This is a genomic window from Vibrio sp. B1ASS3 (assembly GCF_905175355.1).
GTDB classification, from domain to species: domain Bacteria; phylum Pseudomonadota; class Gammaproteobacteria; order Enterobacterales; family Vibrionaceae; genus Vibrio; species Vibrio owensii.
Genome location: NZ_HG992742.1, coordinates 2,764,082 through 2,785,428 on the forward strand (window position 1 = coordinate 2,764,082; position 21,347 = coordinate 2,785,428).

General features: G+C 45.0%; 17 protein-coding genes. 9 read left to right on the forward strand and 8 right to left on the reverse strand.

From position 1 onward, the window contains the following. From KJB05_RS12550 to KJB05_RS12565, 4 genes are all read right to left on the reverse strand, one after another. Positions 1 to 741, reverse strand: a complete 741-nt coding sequence (locus tag KJB05_RS12550; protein ID WP_005437461.1) for an ABC transporter permease — start codon at positions 739 to 741, stop codon at positions 1 to 3. 81 nt (positions 742 to 822) lie between these two features. Further along, positions 823 to 1,593 carry an ABC transporter substrate-binding protein gene (locus KJB05_RS12555; RefSeq protein ID WP_208443922.1) on the reverse strand — a complete coding sequence of 257 codons (771 nt, stop codon included), beginning with the start codon at positions 1,591 to 1,593 and terminating at the stop codon, positions 823 to 825. A gap of 80 nt (positions 1,594 to 1,673) precedes the next feature. Beyond that, positions 1,674 to 2,444, reverse strand: a complete 771-nt coding sequence (locus KJB05_RS12560) for an ABC transporter ATP-binding protein (RefSeq protein WP_208443921.1) — start codon at positions 2,442 to 2,444, stop codon at positions 1,674 to 1,676. A 233-nt stretch (positions 2,445 to 2,677) separates the two neighbouring features. Continuing rightward, a complete protein-coding gene (locus tag KJB05_RS12565) occupies positions 2,678 to 4,132 on the reverse strand; it encodes a flagellar sheath protein A (RefSeq protein ID WP_208443920.1) in 1,455 nt (484 codons plus the stop codon). 457 nt (positions 4,133 to 4,589) lie between these two features. Between KJB05_RS12565 and KJB05_RS12570 the strand changes: the two genes are divergently transcribed. The 9 genes from KJB05_RS12570 to KJB05_RS12610 all read left to right on the forward strand — a co-directional run bounded on the left by KJB05_RS12570 (position 4,590) and on the right by KJB05_RS12610 (position 17,554). Continuing rightward, positions 4,590 to 6,137 (forward strand): DUF3360 family protein, encoded by a 1,548-nt coding sequence (locus tag KJB05_RS12570; RefSeq protein ID WP_208443919.1) that lies wholly within the window; start codon positions 4,590 to 4,592, stop codon positions 6,135 to 6,137. Positions 6,138 to 6,443: 306 nt separating this feature from the next. Continuing rightward, positions 6,444 to 8,720, forward strand: a complete 2,277-nt coding sequence (gene pflB / locus KJB05_RS12575; protein WP_033005553.1) for a formate C-acetyltransferase — start codon at positions 6,444 to 6,446, stop codon at positions 8,718 to 8,720. 152 nt (positions 8,721 to 8,872) lie between these two features. After that, complete coding sequence (locus KJB05_RS12580) at positions 8,873 to 9,850, forward strand: lipid A deacylase LpxR family protein (RefSeq protein WP_208443918.1); 978 nt, start codon at positions 8,873 to 8,875, stop codon at positions 9,848 to 9,850. A gap of 145 nt (positions 9,851 to 9,995) precedes the next feature. Beyond that, positions 9,996 to 10,736, forward strand: coding sequence for a pyruvate formate lyase 1-activating protein (gene pflA / locus KJB05_RS12585; protein ID WP_005437470.1), 741 nt, complete (start codon positions 9,996 to 9,998; stop codon positions 10,734 to 10,736). A gap of 181 nt (positions 10,737 to 10,917) precedes the next feature. Next, the gene (locus KJB05_RS12590; RefSeq protein ID WP_208443917.1) at positions 10,918 to 11,583 is read left to right on the forward strand and encodes an energy-coupling factor ABC transporter permease; all 666 of its coding nucleotides are present in this window, start codon (positions 10,918 to 10,920) and stop codon (positions 11,581 to 11,583) included. A gap of 158 nt (positions 11,584 to 11,741) precedes the next feature. Beyond that, entirely contained in the window at positions 11,742 to 12,242 is a 501-nt protein-coding gene (locus tag KJB05_RS12595; RefSeq protein ID WP_020195025.1) for a YfbU family protein, read from the forward strand. A 489-nt stretch (positions 12,243 to 12,731) separates the two neighbouring features. After that, positions 12,732 to 14,666, forward strand: a complete 1,935-nt coding sequence (locus KJB05_RS12600; protein ID WP_208443916.1) for a PrkA family serine protein kinase — start codon at positions 12,732 to 12,734, stop codon at positions 14,664 to 14,666. Positions 14,667 to 14,711: 45 nt separating this feature from the next. Then, a complete protein-coding gene (locus KJB05_RS12605) occupies positions 14,712 to 15,983 on the forward strand; it encodes a YeaH/YhbH family protein (protein WP_009707120.1) in 1,272 nt (423 codons plus the stop codon). Between the two features lie 11 nt (positions 15,984 to 15,994). Next, entirely contained in the window at positions 15,995 to 17,554 is a 1,560-nt protein-coding gene (locus KJB05_RS12610; protein WP_005437485.1) for a SpoVR family protein, read from the forward strand. An 80-nt stretch (positions 17,555 to 17,634) separates the two neighbouring features. Here KJB05_RS12610 and kdsB read toward each other — a convergent pair whose 3' ends face one another. The 4 genes from kdsB to msbA are packed head-to-tail and all read right to left on the reverse strand — an operon-like array spanning position 17,635 to position 21,317. Beyond that, a complete protein-coding gene (kdsB, locus tag KJB05_RS12615; protein WP_208443915.1) occupies positions 17,635 to 18,393 on the reverse strand; it encodes a 3-deoxy-manno-octulosonate cytidylyltransferase in 759 nt (252 codons plus the stop codon). Continuing rightward, positions 18,393 to 18,572 (reverse strand): Trm112 family protein, encoded by a 180-nt coding sequence (locus KJB05_RS12620; RefSeq protein ID WP_005378451.1) that lies wholly within the window; start codon positions 18,570 to 18,572, stop codon positions 18,393 to 18,395. Before KJB05_RS12620 ends, kdsB begins: the two co-directional genes overlap by 1 nt. Beyond that, entirely contained in the window at positions 18,553 to 19,560 is a 1,008-nt protein-coding gene (gene lpxK, locus KJB05_RS12625) for a tetraacyldisaccharide 4'-kinase (RefSeq protein ID WP_122067893.1), read from the reverse strand. The genes KJB05_RS12620 and lpxK overlap by 20 nt, the downstream gene beginning before the upstream one ends. A 5-nt stretch (positions 19,561 to 19,565) precedes the next feature. Continuing rightward, positions 19,566 to 21,317 carry a lipid A ABC transporter ATP-binding protein/permease MsbA gene (gene msbA / locus KJB05_RS12630; protein WP_045412815.1) on the reverse strand — a complete coding sequence of 584 codons (1,752 nt, stop codon included), beginning with the start codon at positions 21,315 to 21,317 and terminating at the stop codon, positions 19,566 to 19,568. Between the last annotated feature and the right edge of the window lie 30 nt (positions 21,318 to 21,347).

The window sequence follows — 21,347 nt, forward strand, 5'->3', positions numbered from 1 at the left end:
TTACCTCGCGTGAATACTGAATTTACGTTCCACCAGCTTAAGCAAACCGGTCGAAACGCTGGTAAAGAACAAAAAGATGATCGCGACGGCCATATAGAAGGTGAACGGCATTTTGGTTGTACCTGCTGCTAATGAGCTCATACGAACCATGTCTTCCAAACCGATGATGGAAACTAAAGCCGTCGTCTTGAGCAACACTAACCAGTTGTTACCAAAGCCGGGTAAGGCATGACGAATCATTTGTGGTAAGAGGATTCTTCGAAAAGACATTACGGGGCTCATGCCATAAGCTTTTGCCGCCTCCAACTCGCCTTTGTCTACCGCCATGATTGCTCCGCGGAATGTCTCCGCCATATAAGCGCCAAAGATAAAGCCAATGGTCAATACACCGGCAATAAACGGGCTGACATCAATGTAATCTGGCAAGTAAGACGTCCACTCATGATCAGGGTTACTTGAGGTAAACCATTCATTGAGCGTCTCATTGATAGAGTAAAGGCTGTTGTTTAATAGAATTTGACCACCAAAGAAGATCAACATCATCAGAACCAAATCTGGGATACCGCGAATGATGGTGGTGTATAACGTCGCGATTGCTCTCGCCCACTTGTAAGGAGCAAGCTTTGCCAAGGCGCCAAGCATGCCAAGAACAACGGCTAAAATCAGAGAAAGTACGGCGACTTCGATGGTTACTAGCGCCCCTTTTAAAATCGAGGCTTCATATCCTTGTAGATCCAGCATAGGTGAGTTCCTAATCCCTAAAACTCAAAAATCGACCGTTAGCGACTTCTAGGAACAAGCTAACGGTCGCTTAGCTACGGCTTAGTCGCCGTAAACATCGTAGTTGAAGTATTTACCCGCGATTTCTTGGTAAACACCTTTTTCACGTAGCGCGTTAATCGCTGCGTCTAGCTTCTTCGTCAAATCTTTATCTTGTTTACGAACGGCAATCCCCATGCCTTCACCAAACCATTTAGGGTCAGTTAAAGAAGGACCAACAAACTCATACGCTTCACCGCCGGCTTTGTTGAGTACGCCTTCTTCTAGTGCCGACGCATCACCCAATACAGCAGCGATACGACCGTTAGCAAGATCTAGATACGCTTCGTCGAATGAACCGTAGCGAACGATTTCGACATCGTCACCGTAGTTATCCGTCAAGTACTTGTCGTGTGTCGTCGCACGTTGAACACCAACTTTTACATCTTTAAGATTATCAAAATCTAAACCTGCGCCTTTCTTAGCGATGAATTTGTTTGGAATTTGAGCGTACTTACCAGTGAAGTCGACTTTCTTTTTACGTTCTTCAGTGATCGACATTGCCGCGATGATCGCATCGTATTTACGGGCAAGTAGAGAAGGAATGATGCCATCCCAATCCTGAGCAACGATCTGACACTTCACTTGCATCTCTTCACAAAGTGCATTTGCCATGTCTACGTCAAAGCCTTTGATTGAGCCATCGGTTTCTGTCCAGCTAAACGGAGGGTAAGCGCCCTCAATACCAAAGCGAACGGTTTTCCATTCTTTCGCTTGAACCATACCAGACACTGCCGTCGCAGCAAGCGTTGCTGCTAATAACCACTTTTTCATTTCCATACTCCTGTGATTGCTTTTATTTGGTTTTGATTGTTGTGCTTAATAGGTGGCAAAAGACTGCCACCCAAGAAATATTAGTAGATTGATGAGATAAATTGCTGTAATCGTTCCGAATCTGGGTTTGTAAATAGCTTAGCTGGATCTCCTTGTTCTTCCACTAACCCTTGATGCAAAAACATCACATGGTTAGATACGTCACGCGCAAAAGCCATTTCATGCGTCACAACCAACATGGTTCGACCTTCATCTGCCAAGTCCCGCATTACCCCCAAAACTTCACCAACTAGCTCAGGATCGAGTGCGGAGGTTGGCTCATCGAACAACATCACTTCAGGGTCTACTGCAAGAGCACGAGCAATAGCGGCACGTTGTTGCTGACCTCCAGAAAGATGCCCTGGGTAGTAATCTTTGCGCTCATATAGCCCAACTTTTTTCAAAAGCAGCTCTGCGTTTTCAATCGCTTGTACTTTCGGCACGCCAAGAACATGAACCGGTGCTTCGATCACGTTTTCTAGAACGGTTAGATGTGACCAAAGGTTAAAACCTTGAAATACCATGGCTAAACGAGAGCGAATACGCTGTACTTGCTTTTCGTTGGCAGGAACGGATTCCCCAGCTCGGTTATTTTTCATTTGGATAAGCTCGCCGTTTACCCAAATTTCGCCGGCAGTTGGGGTTTCAAGAAGGTTAATACATCTTAGGAAGGTACTCTTACCAGAACCGGAAGAGCCAATGATGGAGATAACATCTCCTTTATGAGCGGCAAGTGAAATGCCTTTAAGAACTTCATTCTGTCCAAATGTTTTGTGCAGGTCTTTGATATCTAGCGCTGGTACGTCATTCATTGCGCCTTACTCCCTGTGTTTTAATCACTGCAATAAGGGACTCCGCCCTCTTTGAATTGGAACAAACTATCACCACCCTAGAGAAGTTGCAACAAATTATTAACCTAAATAATTCGAATAGATAGATACAACAATCAAATGAATATGCAATATTTAGCGTTATATTCTTTTATTGTTGAATAATTGACATAAAAAAGCCCCTCAAGCGAGGGGCTAAATAAGATACAAAACTGTTAATTAGTTCTCTCTAAAAGCAGAGTTTTAGTTTGTGCAACTCGGTTTGCCATATCACGAACTTGTTTCTCATTCATAACAATACCAAGCACATCTTCTTTAGTGTCTGTACCATTACCGTTAGCAAAAGCTGTTAAGAAGTCTGCTGCTTGTACATCACCTTCGTCTTCGGTGAAAACATAGCTTTGTGTGATCTGAGAGCTATTAGAGATCACAAGATCATCTTCAGCACCAGCAGGTACACTTGAGTAATCCAAATCTGGTACAACAATACTACGTTCAATCAGTGAGTAAACAGAGTGCCTTACCACATATGGCGTAGACCCTACAGTTGTACCTTCTTGGTAGCTTACGCGCTGCAGTCCGTTTTCGTTACCCAGACCGATACTATCTGATAGATCAACAACGCTATTTGACACACCTGGTTTTGTATTCTGAGTGTTGTTTACAGCAAACAGTGAAGCATCATCAACTACGATACTAAAGTTGTCAGAAACTTTGTCCGTATATGCTGCTTCCCATCCCGGAGTTGAGATTGTGCCATCAACACTGAATGTCCACACATCACCTTTTAAAGCATCAGGGTGATAAAAAGCACTCGTCTTAGGCACTTCAGCTAGACGATAAGCAAAGTTTTTATAAATCGTATCAATATCAATAGTAGAAAAATTGATACCAGAAGAACTCACCATTGGAGTAGAAGGTGTACCAGCAAATACCATGCGATCGTCCGCCCAATCCTCAAAACCATATTGGTATAGAGAAGAACGAGCATCTGTTCGGTACTGAGCAACCATTGTTATTTCAGTGCTCACTGCTGGCAACACTTCGCCTTTAGTAAAGCGTGATTCGTTTGCCGTTACCGTCTCTAGCTGAGAATCAAAGTAGAACGTTGAATATGGGTTACCTACGGCATCTTCTGCCGCTTTGTAATCGAGGTTTGTTTTATTAACGATCGAGTCGTTGTTTCCTGTTAGACAGGTAGTATTACTCACATTAGCATCGGCTGAAAGGTATACATTTCGTAGCGAAGAGTCGGCTTCCAACAAATCTTTTGAGAATGTGATGGCATTAATGATAGTGCCATTCACTTCTTGCACCGTCACGCTGCCGCCATCAGGAATCGACTGTAGAATGATAGTCAGTTTATCGTTGTTCGCTGTTACTAAGTCACCTTCACGGTTTCCTGACGCATCTGAGTAGTAAGCCGTTAGTTGAGTATCAAGAACGCCACCTAGACGATGGTAGTTCAACACTTGCTCTTCATTATTCACGTCAAAACGATCATAAATCGTACATGAACCGTTGCTTGCCAGTGCCTGCGTCTTTCCTGCAACAAATGTGAAGTTAAAAGGGGTTTGAGGTGCACCGCCACCGCCGCCGCCGCCGCCGCCACAACCGACCATTAATCCCGAAATAATTGCCACTAGCGGCAGTACTTTAAGCTGTTTCATGTCTTCTTCCTAAACTGAGCGGCAATGATTAGCCAAAAAATCGTCTCTGCTCGGTACTAAGCAAGAATGAAGCCAGCTTTTTATACAACCTATGAATGACATCAATAAATATTATTGAGCACTATTTCTGCAAAACAAAGTCTAATTTTATGCAACTTGTGTAATCGAATTACACAAGAAATAACCATGTTGTTCGCATGCCAGACACTTTCTGTAGTTTTCTTTCACATCTATTCTTAAAGTGATCTAAATCAATCACCCCAAAGGGCTATCTTGCTAGACTCCGCCCCAATGATGAGGAATTTTTTGTGCCTCAACACAACAAGTTATTAGCTATGCTTAGGCACGAGTTGTTCGTGCAACAAAATCTAATAATAGCTAGCATAGGAAGTGCCGCAGGAAGCGGAAAAACACAATTCAATTTAGAATTCATAACTTTTAAATATATGAGGAATCTATGTCAGACGCAGTGAATAAAGCGCACTCTGATTCGGATATCGAGACTAAAAGCTACCGCGAGCTTCACCGTCCATCATCTGAGTTCGCAAGCCGTTCAGACTACCTAGACCACGAACTACAAATCATGAAGCCACGTCGCTATGGTTTGAACTTACCAGGTCGTGACTTCCGCTTTGAGCTTGAAGACCTTGTTCCAGCACTTGCTGGTACTATCGGTATTATCGCAATGTACTCTGCGGTAATGATGTCTTGGGCTGAAGGTCTTACTGCTGCATGGGACCACGTTAACTTAGGCAAAGATTTTGCTATCGAAGTTGCTCGTGTAGAAATGCTTATCCCTGCACTCCTTTTCTGTGTACTTGCTTCTGGTTTTGTTAACCCTAAAGCCAACCTTGCAGGTAACCACGGTCCAATGATCCCTCTTATTGGTACCATCGCTCTAGCTGGTGCCCACCCTCTTGCATTGGCAATTCTAATCGGTGTATTCGGCCTTCTACTAAGTGCCTTGAAAGGCGGCTCCAAACTGGTGAACCTCACCTCAGAAGGTACAGCCGGCGGCTTGCTTATCTTCTTGGGCTTAACAGGTACCATGAGCCAAATTACTTCGATTCAAGAATGGGCGGTTGGTCTACAACCTTCTACTGTTGAAGCGGGCAGCATGGGTTACGTTGGTCTTATCGTACTTGCAGTGACTATCGCGCTATATGCGTTCCTTGCAAAAGTGAACAAGCGTTGGCTAGCAATTCCAGTATGTGCTTTCACAGGCCTTGCAATCGCGCTTGTACTAGGTGCTGGTTTCGATATTAAATTCGTAACTGAAACAGGTCTTCCGAACCTAAACCCAGTTTACTGGTGGGGCAGCACAGAAGAAGGTTGGATGCTAGGTCTTCCTAACATGGAACACTTCATCGCATCACTACCGTTTGCAATCCTAGCAGTAGCGATGTGGTCTCCTGACTTCCTTGGTCACCGTATCTTCCAAGAACTGAACTACCCTAGAAAGACTGAAAAAGTACTAATGGACGTTGATGACACAATGACTATGTGTTCTATCCGTCAGATGGTAGGTACTGCAGTGGGTGGTGGTAACATCACTTCATCTTGGGGTACGTACATGATCCCAGCAGCGATCGCGAAGCGCCCTATCCCTGGTGGTGCTATCCTTCTAGGTCTTCTAGTAATGATCATCGCAATCCTTGGTTTCCCAATGGACATCGCGGTATGGCCACCAGTAATGCGTGTTGCTCTTCTTGTAGGTGTATCTCTACCTCTACTTGAAGCGGGTATGCAAATGGTGAAAGACTCGAAAGATTCTCAAGCAGCAGGTATCTGTATCTTTGGTTCAGCAGTTGTTAACCCAGTTCTAGCTTGGGCACTAACGATGCTTCTAGACAACAACGGTCTAATTGGTGATAAAGAGCGTGCATCTCGCCTATCATTTGTAGACAAGATTGTGATCCCTGTAGGTGTACTTGTTATCTGTTTAGTCGCTATGCTTGCAGTAGGTATGCTAGAAGGACAATATGGCATTAAAGCTTGGCTATAATGACATTCGTTCAAAAATTGTGTGGGTAGCGCTTGTCGCTACCCAATTTTTATTGAGTTTTTTTAGTATTTATTGATTTAGTTTAAGGTTTGCAAAATTTTTTTAGTGTAGCCTTGAATTGTGGTTGGGAAGAACCCACATTGTTAGCAGTGACAATATTTATAGTTTTATGAACCAAACTTTCTTATTTAAGACTATAAATATTGTTATTCATTAAGAGTGTACTGTTCTCCATTTGAAAGTGGAGATAGCTGGCTCAACGGCGAACCAGTACGTATTTTTTTCTACTACAAAGGTAGGTATGTCATGGCAGAGCAATTTGCTAAAGCTTGGGAAGGTTTTGCTGCAGGCGACTGGCAAAACGAAGTAAACGTTCGTGATTTCATTCAGAAGAACTACACTCCGTACGAAGGCGACGAATCTTTCCTAGTTTCTGAAGGTACTGAAGCGACTAACAAGCTTTGGGCTAAGGTAATGGAAGGTATCAAACAAGAGAACGCGACTCACGCTCCTGTTGATTTCGATACTTCAGTTATCTCTACCATCACTGCTCACGATGCAGGCTACATCGAAAAAGACCTAGAAACTATCGTAGGTCTACAAACTGAAGCTCCTCTTAAGCGTGCAATCATCCCTAACGGTGGTATCCGTATGGTTGAAGGTTCTTGCAAAGCTTACGATCGCGAGCTTGATCCACAAGTTAAGAAAATCTTCACAGAATACCGTAAAACGCACAACGCTGGCGTATTCGATATCTACACTCCAGATATCCTAGCATGTCGTAAATCAGGCGTTCTAACTGGTCTTCCAGATGCTTACGGCCGTGGTCGTATCATCGGTGACTACCGTCGTGTTGCTCTATACGGTATCGACCGTCTAATGAAAGACAAGCTAGCTCAATTCAAGTCTCTACAAGAGCGTTTTGAGAACGGTGAAGATCTACAAATGACTATGCAGCTTCGCGAAGAGATCGCTGAGCAGCACCGTGCACTTGGCCAAATGAAAGTTATGGCTGAGAAATACGGCTGTGACATCTCTCGTCCAGCTGAAACTGCACAAGAAGCAATCCAATGGACTTACTTCGGTTACCTAGCAGCTGTTAAATCTCAAAACGGCGCAGCTATGTCTCTAGGTCGTACTTCTACTTTCCTAGATATCTACATCGAGCGTGATATCGCTGAAGGTAAGATCACTGAAGTTGACGCACAGGAAATGATCGACCACTTCGTAATGAAACTACGTATGGTTCGTTTCCTACGTACTCCTGAGTACGATGATCTATTCTCTGGCGACCCAATCTGGGCAACAGAATCTATGGGTGGTATGGGTCTTGACGGTCGTACGCTAGTTACGCGTTCAAACTTCCGTTTCCTAAACTCTCTATACACAATGGGTCCTTCTCCAGAGCCAAACATCACTGTTCTTTGGTCTGAGCAACTACCTGAAGGCTTCAAGAAGTTCTGTGCGAAAGTATCTATCGATACTTCATCAATCCAGTACGAGAACGATGACCTAATGCGTCCAGACTTCGAGTCTGATGACTATGCAATCGCATGTTGTGTATCTCCAATGATCATTGGTAAACACATGCAGTTCTTCGGCGCTCGCGCTAACCTAGCTAAGACTCTTCTGTACGTTATCAACGGCGGTGTGGATGAGAAACTGAAGATCCAAGTTGGTCCTCAAATGCCTAAGATCACTGACGAAGTTCTAGACTTCGACGATGTATGGGGCAAACTAGACCACTTCATGGATTGGCTAGCTAAGCAGTACGTGACTGCACTAAACAGCATCCACTTCATGCACGACAAGTACAGCTACGAAGCTGCACTAATGGCTCTACATGACCGTGACGTTCGTCGTACTATGGCTTGTGGTATCGCTGGTCTATCTGTTGCAGCTGACTCTCTATCTGCAATCAAATTCGCGAAAGTTAAACCAGTTCGTGACGAAGATGGCGTAGCAATCGACTTCGAAATCGAAGGCGACTACCCTAAATTCGGTAACAACGATGCTCGCGTAGATGACATCGCTTGTGAGCTTGTTGAAGTATTCATGAACAAGATTCGTCAGCTTAAGACTTACCGTGACGCAATCCCTACTCAGTCTATCCTAACTATCACTTCAAACGTGGTATACGGTAAGAAGACTGGTAACACGCCTGACGGTCGTCGCGCAGGTGCTCCTTTCGCACCAGGTGCTAACCCAATGCACGGCCGTGACGAAAAAGGTGCTGTAGCGTCTCTAACGTCTGTAGGTAAACTACCGTTTGCTCACGCTAAAGATGGTATCTCTTACACGTTCTCTATCGTACCTAACGCTCTAGGTAAAGATGAAGGTTCACAACGTGCTAACCTTGCTGGTCTAATGGATGGTTACTTCCACCACGAAGCTGGCGTTGAAGGTGGTCAACACCTAAACGTGAACGTTCTTAACCGCGAAACTCTAGAAGACGCTGTTAAGCACCCAGAGAAATACCCTCAGCTAACAATCCGTGTATCTGGTTACGCTGTACGCTTCAACTCTCTAACTGCAGAGCAACAAGCTGACGTAATCGCACGTACATTCACTGAGTCTCTATAAGACTGATTGAATTAGCACTTTGAGTGATAGAACAGAGGCCGATGCTGTAAAGCGTCGGCCTTTTTTTGTGTCTTGAACTAAAGTTGTGACATTGCCTAAGATTTTGTTCTCGATCTTCCGTATGATGCGCAAAAAGCTTGCAAACATCATATATGAAACTTAGTAAATTAATCGTCCTTGCCTTGGTGTCTCCAGCGGCACTTGCAACCACAAAATCCACAGTCTCTTTCACTTTAGATAACGATGGCATCTTCGGCGTAGACCAAGATTACACCAACGGTATTTTCCTTTCTTACGCAACCGATAAATTGCGTGAAGACTCTGAGTGGAAATGGTTTACCTTAAACGGCAACGGCCAAAGCAACGTAGATAAAATTGAGTTGGTACTGGGCCATAAGATGTACACACCTAGTGACATTGAAGCCGACTACCCTCTTGTTAACGACCGCCCTTATGCCGGCTACCTTCATACTGAAATCAACTACATCTCACTGACGCCTGACCAAGCAGTACGTTACAACTTCACCATCGGTGCAACTGGCGAGAGCTCACTGTCAGAAAAAGCACAGGAATTGGTTCATAGCATTACGGGTTCAACCGACCCTCAAGGCTGGGACTACCAAATTGATGATGAGATTGCATTCAGCGTAGGTTACCGTGCATTCAACAAACTGATGCGCAGCGAAGGTGAAAACACACAATGGGAAATCACCAACGTAAACGACATCAATGCGGGTAACTTCCGTAGTGACGTTTCACAAGGCGTGATGTTCCGTTGGGGTACCAACTTAGCAAACAGTATTGGCGCGGCAAACATCAGCGTCGAGAGTCCATTCCATGCGAGTATGCTGGCTAAAAGCACTTCGAGTTGGTTCTTGTTTACCGGATTCGAGGGTCGCTACCGCTTTAACGACATCACTATCGAAGGCGATCGTTCTGGTCTCCCAGAACCATCAGACCAATACGATGTGACGCTACAAAACTGGCAAGCAAGTGCGGTTGCTGGTGCGACTTGGTACAACCAAAATTATGGCGCAAGCTTAACCTTCACGGTGAAAACACCGGATTATAAAGAAGCACAAACCGATGTTTACGGCACTGGCTCTCTTTCTTTCTTCGCCTTCTTCTAATTAAATGCCCCTATGCGGCGTGTGAGTTTTCATTCGCCGCTTTCTTTGCTCACTATCTCACCAACGAAAGCCCTCTTAGACTGTTTTAACCCTGCAATTTGTAATAAAATAACGGACAGAATTTATTAAAAAATGAGAGCAAAAGATGTCAACAACTGGTCGTATTCACTCATTTGAGTCATGTGGTACCGTAGACGGACCTGGTATCCGTTTTATCGTCTTCTTGCAAGGTTGCCTAATGCGTTGTAAGTATTGCCATAACCGTGATACTTGGGACACGCATGATGGCAAAGAAGTGACAGTGGAAGAGATTATTGCAGAAGCAAAAACTTACCGTCACTTTATGAATGCATCTGGCGGTGGTGTCACGTGTTCTGGCGGTGAAGCAATGCTTCAACCTGAGTTCGTTCGTGACTTCTTCCGCGCTGCTCAAGCAGAAGGCATTCACACTTGTCTGGATACCAATGGCTACATCCGTAAACACACTGACGTGATCGATGAAGTGTTGGATGCGACTGACCTAGTCATGCTTGATTTAAAACACATGAAAGACGAAATCCACCAAGACTTCATTGGTGTGTCTAACCGTCGTGTTTTAGACTTTGCTCGTTACCTACATAAGATCGGTCAAAAGACTTGGATTCGTTACGTGGTAGTGCCTGGTTACACTGATGAACCAGAGGCTGCACACATGCTTGGTGAGTTCATCAAAGATATGGACAACATTGAGAAGGTGGAGCTTCTTCCTTACCACAAACTTGGTGCACACAAGTGGGAAGCTCTGGGTCTTGAGTACCCGCTTGATGGCGTTAACCCTCCGTCAAAAGAGACCATGGACGAAATCCAATCGATCCTTTCTCAATACCACTCAAATGTGAAATACTAAGCCTCGCTAGGCTATTGAGTATTCTGAAGATACCAGCAGCTCGCTGGTATTTTTTTGTCTACACCTTGCCTAATACACCAAACAAACTATCGCTTTCGATGCCCTGTAAAGCCGTATCGGACGTATATCAAGGTAGTAAACAAGAAGTAAACTCGCAGGAATCAGAGTTGGGATAGTGCACATGGATTGGTTTAATTTTGTCTCGGTCATCATTGTTGGTTGGGTTTTTATCGCTTATTGCTTGCCAGATTGGCGCAACGTCGTTTGGCCTAAGATGACACAAGAGAAACCTTTCCAACATTTGGTCTTCGCCACACTCTTTCTGCTCTGTATTTTGTGGTCTGCACAGGCTGGTGTGAAAGATGGCCTTCAGATTCACTTTCTTGCGTTAACAACATTGACCATGATGTATGGCTGGCGAATCGCGTTTCTACTTAGTATCCCAGCTATAGTCGTCAACCATTTACTGCATGGTATTCCACTGTCTATGTTGCCTTCAGCATGGGTGCTTTCTGCACTAGTGCCAATACTCATCAGCTATCTAATTTTTTTGCTAAGCTACCGTTACCTTCCACGTAACATTTTTGTTTTCATTTTTGTGGCTGGGTTCTTCAATGGGGCACTCACCGGTAGCCTGCATTTACTCATCAACTCGTTTTATCATCTTTCTGTGGGTCATTACGACTGGCAAACTATCCAACACAATTACTTTGTTTTCGTTCCGCTACTCGCCTTCCCTGAAGGCCTACTCAACGGAATGTCTCTGGCCGTATTGACCGTATTCAAACCAGAATGGCTGCGAGTATTTTCAGACCGAGACTATATATACAATCACTACCATAAATAAGCTGTCATCACCCATTAACACGGTGTTTGTAAACTGGCTAAATTCGACAATTCTTGCCATTTTTCATATTAAATATGTGTTGAGATCATGTTTCACCTTCGTCCGAAACGTTAACCTAAGCACATTAAAAATGTATTAGATTATTTAGTGAGGTCATCATGGAAATGTCAAACGCTCAACGTTTGATCCTATCAAACCAGTACAACCTAATGTCTCAACTTGACCCTAACAATGCAGCAAAATACAAGCGTCTACAAACTATCGTAGAACGTGGCTATGAGTTGCAAATGCGTGAGTTGAACAAAGATTTTGGCTGCATCACTGAAACAGAATGTCGTGAAATTATCGACATCATGGAGATGTACCATGCGATGCAAGAGTCCAACAAAATGCTGGATGATGAAGAGCGTAGCAAAGTGGATCAGCGTCGTCTTCAGTTCCTTGGCTTCGACATCGCAACAGAAGCACAGCAAGTGCATTACGTACGCTTCCTAGTGGATTCAGAAGGTCTCTACCCTCAATTTGATAAAGCAGACCACCACTTCAACAGCCAAATGCCAACGCTAGAGAAGTACCGTCGCATGCTAAAAACATGGCGCAACTGCCCTCGTCAGTACCATCTATGTGCGAACGAGTTAGCGCAAATCTTTAGTGCATAACACAGCAAGTATTTGAAAAGGAGGGCAAAGGCTCTCCTTTTTTCTTTTGCCCTGTCACAATTAACCTCACTCCTGTCTGCGCACTTTTGCCTTTCTTTCTCCCTACTTACGTACGAATCACTCATTGCCGTGATTCAAAGCCAAATATCTGATTTCTCAACCTCCTATTCACAGCACAAATTTTTATCTCTTCAAACAGTGATTCAAATGTCACTTTTGCAATAAATTCATAATTGTTAAGCAAAATTGGAAATCCCCGACTAGGCTTAGAATGAGAAAGGGAGTGATTGAAAGGTACCTATCCATCGTTCTCCGTTGCAGTGAAAAAATGTCCATAAAGCAAAGTCTTTGGTGTTGTCTAGCTTGCATTCAGTACAAACCAAACGAGATAACAGGACGTATAAGTTCATACAACGAAGGGCATATCAAGGATGGATAAGCCTGCGTCAACGTTCGTCGGTAGACTGACTAGTTAAAGGGGAAAGCGACATGAGTATTTTCGACCACTATCAATCAAGATATGAAGCTGCAAAAGATGAAGAGATGTCGTTACAGGAGTTTTTGGCCCTGTGTAAGGATGACAAAAGCGCTTATGCCAACGCGGCAGAACGACTACTGATGGCTATCGGAGAGCCGGAAGTCATTGATACTGCTCAAGACCCAAGATTGAGCCGCATCTTCTCAAACCGAGTTATCTCACGATATGAAACCTTCAAAGACTTCTATGGCATGGAAGATGCGATCGAACAGATTGTTTCTTATCTCAAGCATGCTGCGCAAGGTTTGGAAGAGCGCAAACAAATTCTGTACTTACTCGGCCCTGTGGGTGGTGGTAAATCATCGCTTGCCGAGAAGCTAAAAGCATTGATGGAAAAAATGCCCGTTTATGTATTGAGCGTAAACGGTGAACGAAGCCCAGTAAACGACCATCCATTCTGTCTATTCAATCCGACAGAAGACGGTGAGATATTGAAGAAAGAGTACGGCATTGAACATCGTTACCTACGCTCAATCATGTCACCATGGGCTGCAAAACGTCTGCACGAATTCGGTGGTGATATTACCAAATTTAAAGTGCTTAAAGTTCGCCCATCTATCCTAGACCAGGTCGGTATCGCTAAAACTGAACCAGGTGATGAAAACAACCAAGATATTTCATCGCTGGTCGGTAAAGTCGATATCCGCCAACTTGAGCATTTCTCACAAGACGACCCAGACGCGTATAGCTACTCTGGTGCATTGTGTAAAGCGAACCAAGGTTTGATGGAATTCGTTGAGATGTTTAAGGCGCCAATTAAGGTGCTACACCCACTCTTAACGGCAACTCAAGAAGGTAACTTTAACGGTACTGAAGGTCTATCGGCGATTCCATTCGACGGTATGATTCTGGCTCACTCGAACGAATCTGAGTGGCAAACCTTCCGTAACAACAAGAACAACGAAGCGTTCTTGGACCGTGTATACATCGTGAAAGTGCCTTACTGTCTGCGTGTATCGGAAGAAGTGAAGATTTACCAGAAACTGCTTGAAAACAGTGAGCTGTCTAAAGCGCCTTGTTCACCAAGTACACTCGAAACTCTGGCACAATTCAGTATTCTTTCACGACTTAAAGAACCTGAAAACTCATCCATTTTCTCGAAGATGCGCGTGTATGACGGTGAAACACTGAAAGACACCGATCCGAAAGCGAAGAGTTACCAAGAGTACCGTGATTACGCTGGCGTTGATGAAGGTATGAACGGCCTATCAACACGTTTTGCGTTCAAGATCCTGTCTCGCGTATTCAACTTCGACCAAACCGAAGTGGCTGCAAACCCGGTTCACCTATTCTATGTGATTGAACAACAAGTGGAACGTGAACAGTTCCCTTCTGAAGTGGCAGAAAAATACCTTGAGTTCTTGAAAGGTTACCTAGTGCCTCGCTATGTCGAGTTTATTGGTAAAGAAGTTCAGACTGCGTACCTAGAGTCCTACTCTGAATACGGTCAAAACATCTTCGACCGCTACGTCACATACGCAGATTTCTGGATTCAAGACCAAGAGTATCGTGACCCAGAAACAGGCCAACTGTTCGACCGCGCTTCTCTCAACGCTGAGCTAGAGAAGATCGAGAAAACAGCAGGCATCTCTAACCCGAAAGATTTCCGAAACGAAATCGTCAACTTTGTGCTTCGTGCGAAAGCCAATAACAATGGTCAAAACCCTGTTTGGACCAGCTACGAAAAACTGCGCACGGTAATCGAGAAGAAAATGTTCTCCAATACCGAAGAGCTACTTCCGGTTATCTCGTTCAATGCGAAAACCTCTTCTGAAGATCAGAAGAAACACGACGACTTTGTCGCTCGCATGATGGAAAAAGGCTATACCGAGAAACAGGTTCGCCTACTTTCTGAGTGGTACCTACGAGTACGTAAGTCATCCTAACCAGTTTGAGTTAGGTCGCTTGTGAAACATGAAGAGGGCTATTTCATGGCGCAATTTATAGACCGAAGGCTCAATGGCAAAAACAAGAGCGCTGTTAATCGACAGCGCTTCTTGAAACGCCATAAAGAGCAGATTAAAGAGTCGGTAGCTGACGCAGTGAATCGACGCTCGATCACGAACACGGAAACGGGCGAAGACGTCGCTATACCGCACAAAGACATCAACGAACCTATGTTTCATCAGGGTAAAGGGGGCGTGCGTGACCGCGTGCATCCTGGTAACGACCAATTTATCACTGGTGATAAGATCGAACGCCCGAAAGGTGGCGGCCAAGGTGGAGGTGCAGGTGAAGGCAATGCCAGCCCTGACGGTGAAGGCCAAGACGAGTTCGTTTTCCAAATTTCAAAAGATGAGTACCTCGATATCTTGTTTGAAGATTTAGAGCTACCGAATCTTGAGAAGAACCAAATTGCCAAAATCACAGAATGGAAAACACACCGTGCGGGTTATCAAACAGCGGGTATCCCATCCAACATTGCTGTCGTTCGTTCGCTACAACAATCTTTGGCACGACGCACCGCAATGACAGCAGGTAAAAAACGTCTTCTAAACGAGTTGGAGGATGAACTTACTCGCATCAAAAACATCGAGCCCGCTCAACAGCTCGAAGAAAATCGCCTGAAGAAGGAAATAGAAGAGCTACGCAAGAAAATTGAAAGCGTACCCTTTATTGATACTTTCGACTTACGTTTCAAGAACTATGAGAAGCGCCCAGTGCCTTCAAGCCAAGCGGTCATGTTTTGTCTGATGGATGTATCTGGTTCTATGGACCAGGCCACCAAAGACATTGCAAAACGCTTTTATGTACTGCTTTATCTGTTCTTAACGCGCACCTACGAGAATGTGGAGGTGGTCTTCATTCGTCACCATACCCAAGCAAAAGAAGTGGATGAACATGAGTTTTTCTATTCGCAAGAAACGGGCGGCACGATTGTTTCGAGCGCGCTGAAGTTGATGAACGAAATCGTCCAAGACCGTTACCCTGTGGGTCAATGGAACATCTACGCAGCACAGGCATCCGATGGTGACAACTGGGCTGACGACTCGCCTCGCTGTCGTGAGTTACTCGTCAATAAACTACTGCCTAACTGCCAGTACTATTCATACATTGAGATCACGCGTCGCTCACACCAAACACTGTGGCACGAGTATGAGAAACTGAGCGAATCGTTTCCAAACTTCGCCATGAAAAACATCCGCTCCGTGGAGGATATCTTCCCAGTCTTCCGTGAACTATTCCAAAAAGAAACGGCGTAAGGAGGCTAGCGATGAATACCGCAACGACAAACCTTTCGGGGGAAGCCTCGAAGAAGCGCAGAGAAAATATGCTTCCAGATGGTCCAGATTGGACCTTTGAATTGCTGGAGCGTTACCACAAAGAAATCAAGCGTGTGGCGGAGCATTATCGTCTCGACACCTACCCTAACCAAATTGAGGTCATTACCTCAGAACAAATGATGGATGCATACTCAAGCATCGGTATGCCCATCAACTACAATCACTGGTCATTTGGTAAAAAGTTCATCCAAACGGAGCAGAACTATAAGCATGGTCAAATGGGCTTGGCTTACGAAATCGTGATCAACTCAAACCCATGTATCGCTTACCTGATGGAAGAGAACACCATCACCATGCAAGCGCTGGTTATTGCTCACGCCTGTTATGGACATAACTCGTTCTTCAAGGGCAATTATCTGTTCCAAACTTGGACCGACGCCAGCTCGATCATTGACTACCTCTTGTTTGCGAAGAACTACATTGCGGAATGTGAAGAGCGCTATGGCGTACATGAAGTCGAACAACTACTCGACTCTTGCCATGCTTTAATGAACTTCGGTGTGGACCGTTACAAGCGCCCTGAGAAGATTTCCATTAATGAGGAGAAAGCCCGTCAGGAAGAGCGTGAAGCTTATCTGCAATCGCAAGTGAATGAGCTTTGGCGAACCGTTCCACAATCGAAAACCAAAGAAGAAGACATCAAAGTGCGCTTCCCAAGCGAACCACAAGAGAACCTGCTCTACTTCTTTGAAAAACACGCGCCATTGCTTGAACCTTGGCAGCGAGAGATTGTACGTATTGTGCGTAAGGTAAGCCAATACTTCTATCCACAGAAGCAAACTCAAGTTATGAACGAAGGCTGGGCAACCTTCTGGCACTACACCATCCTTAATCACCTTTACGATGAAGGTTTAGTGTCTGAAAAATTCATTCTCGAGTTTCTGCACAGTCACACAAGTGTGGTTGCACAACCGCCTTACAACAGCCCTTACTTTAGCGGCATTAACCCGTATGCGCTTGGCTTTGCGATGTTCCGCGACATCAAACGCATCTGTGAAGAGCCAACCGACGAGGACAAAGAGTGGTTCCCTGAGTTAGCAGGAACAGACTGGCTAGATGCGGTTCACTTTGCCATGCATAACTTCAAAGACGAGAGCTTTATTAGCCAATACTTGTCACCGAAACTCATGCGTGATTTCAAGTTGTTTGCCATTAACGATGATGATCGCAAGAACTTCGTCGAAGTAGCTGCGATTCATGATGAGATGGGTTACCGACGCATTCGTGAAACGTTGGCAGCGCAATATAACTTGGCGAATCTAGAGCCGAACATTCAAGTCTTTAACGTGGATGTGCGAGGCGACCGCTCTCTAACGCTTCAGTATGTTCCTCATAATCGCATTCCTTTGGATAACAGTTATGAAGAAGTCTTGAAACACGTTTATCGCCTATGGGGTTTTGATGTGATTCTTGAAGAAGTGAAAGACACCGGACACAGAGAAATTCTCTCGACATGTCCGAAACGCAATCAGTACGACACCAATATCTAACCGATACAGCGTCCGCGCTATCGTAGATACAAAAAGGCTCCTCAATGAGGAGCCTTTCTAATTCTAAAATCAATACTCACTTATTGGGCTTGGCTAGCGACAATGGCTCGTACTGCTTCTAAATCTGCTGGTGTATCCACACCTGCTGCTGGCGCTTCTTTTGCCACTTCAACATGAATCTTTTCACCGTGCCAAAGTACTCGAAGTTGCTCTAGACACTCGATTTGCTCAAGTGCGCTCGGCTGCCAATTCACATAAGTATTGATAAAACCAGCACGGTAAGCGTAGATGCCGATGTGACGCATCAATGGATTCACGATGGTTTTGTCTTGCTTGGCAAAGTTGTCACGATCCCAAGGGATTGTTGCACGACTAAAATACATAGCGTAACCACGCTCGTCCGCGACTACTTTTACCGCATTCGGGTTGAAGACTTCTTCTTCCGATTCGATCTCAACCGCAAGTGTTGCCATTGGCGCATCGCAACCTGCTAGGTTGTCAGCTACTTGGCGAATAATAGACGGCGGAATCAATGGTTCATCACCCTGAACGTTCACCACGATATGGTCGGCAGGGATAGCCATTTTTTCTACCACTTCCGCTAGTCGCTCAGTGCCAGATTCGTGGTTTGGCGAGGTCATACAAACCTTGCCACCAAACTGCTCTGCCGCCGCCGATACGCGCTCATCGTCAGTTGCGATAATAACGTCTTCTGCGCCCGCTTGTAAGGCTTGTTCATAAACCCATTGGATCATTGGTTTGCCACCAATGTCTGCCAACGGCTTACCCGGTAAGCGGCTTGACGCGTAACGTGCAGGAATGACAACCGTAAAAGACATTAGCGTCCCTCGTCCATGCTCATTGTTCGTGCTTCTGGCTCAAGCAGAACAGGAATACCCTCTTTGATTGGGTAAGCAAGGCGATCCAGTTTGCAGATCAACTCTTGATTATCTTTGTCGTACGTCAGCTTACCTTTGCACACAGGGCAAGCTACAATCTCAAGCAGACGGTGATCCATAAGTCGCTTTAACCTCTTTAATTCGATTTAAAATTCGCTCTGCATCGTTTGATTCAAACTGAGCAGAAACGGGTAGATACCACCAATTGTCTTGCGCATAACTGTCGCATTTGACGGCATCCTTTTCTGTCATAATCACATTCGCCCCTTGTTGAGCCAATGCGTGTAATTCTTGCTGATCAAAGTCTTGATGATCGGCAAAGCCTTTCGTCACTTTGACATCCGCATTCATTGCGTTAAGTGTATTAAAAAATCGTGGTGGATGCCCAATCCCCGCAAACGCAACGAGATCACGTAATTCACTGACCTCGACTTGTTGTTTTGTCTTCAGGTTTATCGCCTTTGATGGCGCTAAAGACATTGGCATTTCGCCTTGCTGAGCTTGACCACCATTAGTGATGATAAAGTCGACTTCAGCAAGACGCTCTACCCCTTCACGTAGCGGGCCAAGTGGAATAAGGCTTTCATTGCCAAAGCGGCGATTACCATCAACGATAACGAACTCGATATCTCGCTCTAGAGCGTAATGCTGGAGGCCATCGTCAGTAATAATGATGTCAACGCCAGTTTCAAGCAATGCTTTCACCGCATTGGCTCGAACCGGATCTACAGCGACAGGCGCACCAGTACGACGATAAATCAGTTTCGGCTCGTCTCCACAGTGTTTCGCTGGAGTATTGTCATCCAAAACAAGCGGATACTGCGGCGCTTTCGCCCCATAGCCACGAGACACAACGCCTGGTTTGTAACCAAGCTGCTGTAATTGCTCCACCAGCCACACAACAACCGGTGTTTTACCATTGCCCCCAGCCGTAATGTTACCCACCACGACTACAGGCACTGGCGCTTTGTAAGCTTGTTTTTTACCTGATTGATATTGTTGACGCTTAGATTTACTGATCGCACCAAACAACAAGCTCAGTGGCCACAAAAGCGGCCACAGCAGGTATTTGAGAGGATGGTTTTCGAACCAGATTTTTTCAACCACAGTTCTTAGGCACCAAATTGGATTCGATGAAGTTGAGCGTACGCGCCGTCTTTCTTAGCAATCAGCTCAGCGTGGTTACCACGTTCAACGATAGAGCCTTCATCTACCACTAGGATTTCATCTGCATTCTCGATCGTCGACAATCGGTGTGCAATCACCAATACCGTCTTATCTTTTTGCAGTTCATCCAACGCCGATTGAATAGCACGCTCAGATTCCGTATCCAGAGCTGATGTCGCTTCATCAAGAACCAAAACAGGGGCATCGCGAAGAAGTGCACGAGCAATGGCGACACGTTGACGTTGACCGCCAGATAGACTCGCACCATTCTCACCAATCATCGTATCAAGGCCGTCTTCCATCTTGCTAACGAACTCAGTGACGTGAGCAAGTTTAGCGGCACGTTCGATGTCTTCACGTGTGTATTGATCTTCTGTCGCGTAAGCAATGTTGTTTGCAATCGTATCGTTAAACAAATGCACGTTTTGCGATACAAGCGCGAACTGCTCACGTAAGTTTTTCAGCTCATAATCGCGAATATCGTGACCATCAAGCGTAATCGAACCGCTGCTCACGTCGTAGAAGCGGTTGAATAAGTTCGCGATGGTACTCTTACCTGAGCCTGAACGACCAACAAGAGCCACCGTCTTGCCTTTTGGAATATCAAAGCTTACGTTCTCAAGTGCTGGTTTCTCTGCACCTTCGTAGGTAAAGCTGACTTCTTTCACTGCAACATCACCATTTGCACGTTCTACAGTGAACTTACCTTCGTTCTTCTCTGGCTCTAGATCTACCAGTGCGAACAAGGTTTGGCTTGCTGCCATACCGCGTTGGAATTGTGACGTTACGTTTGTCAGCGCTTTAAGCGGACGCATCAAACCAAACATTGCAGAGAACACAACGGTAAATGTACCCGGCGTTAATTGATCTTTGATTGAGTCGATACTTGCTAGGTAAAGCACCACAACAATCGCGATAGACGCGATCATTTGAATGATTGGGTTTGCTGCCGCTTGAGCCGTCACCAACTTCATGCTTTGTTGACGCATTTGGTTGCTGACTTTTTCGAAGCGTTTGCCTTCGATATCTTGACCGCCGTAGCTTAGTACGACTTTGTGACCTTTCAGCATTTGCTCAGCAGACGCCGTCACATGGCCCATCATAGTTTGCATGTTCTTAGAGATCTTACGGAATCGCTTCGAAACGATACCAATACCCCAAGCAACAACTGGAGCAACAGCAAATAGAACCAAAGAAAGCTGCCAGCTGTTGTAGAACATTAATACAAGAAGACCGATGATGCTCGCGCCTTCACGTACAATGCTCACCAACGCTTGGCTTGTTGCAGCAGAGACTTGTTCTGAGTCGTAAGTAATACGGGATAGCAAGTTACCTGTTTTTTCTTTGTCAAAATAAGACACAGGCATGTGCATAAAGTGGTTGAACACCATTCGACGAATTTGCATTACCACATTTCCGGATACCCAGCTTAAACAGTAAGTGGAAACAAATCCGCTCACACCACGAATAAACATCATGGCGAAAACAATCAGTGGAAGCGTGCGTAGAAAATCAGATTCCGCATTACCAAAACCTTCATCAAGAAGCGGTTTTAGCAAAGAAATCATATAGGTATCTGAAAGTGCATTAATGACTAACGCAATGACGGCAACGATAATGCCCGACTTATAAAGGCGAATAAATTGCCATAGACGCTTAAACGTCTGCCAGGTCGTTTCATCAGTATTTATCGACATAGAAGTGCTTTATTTTCTTACATTAAGACT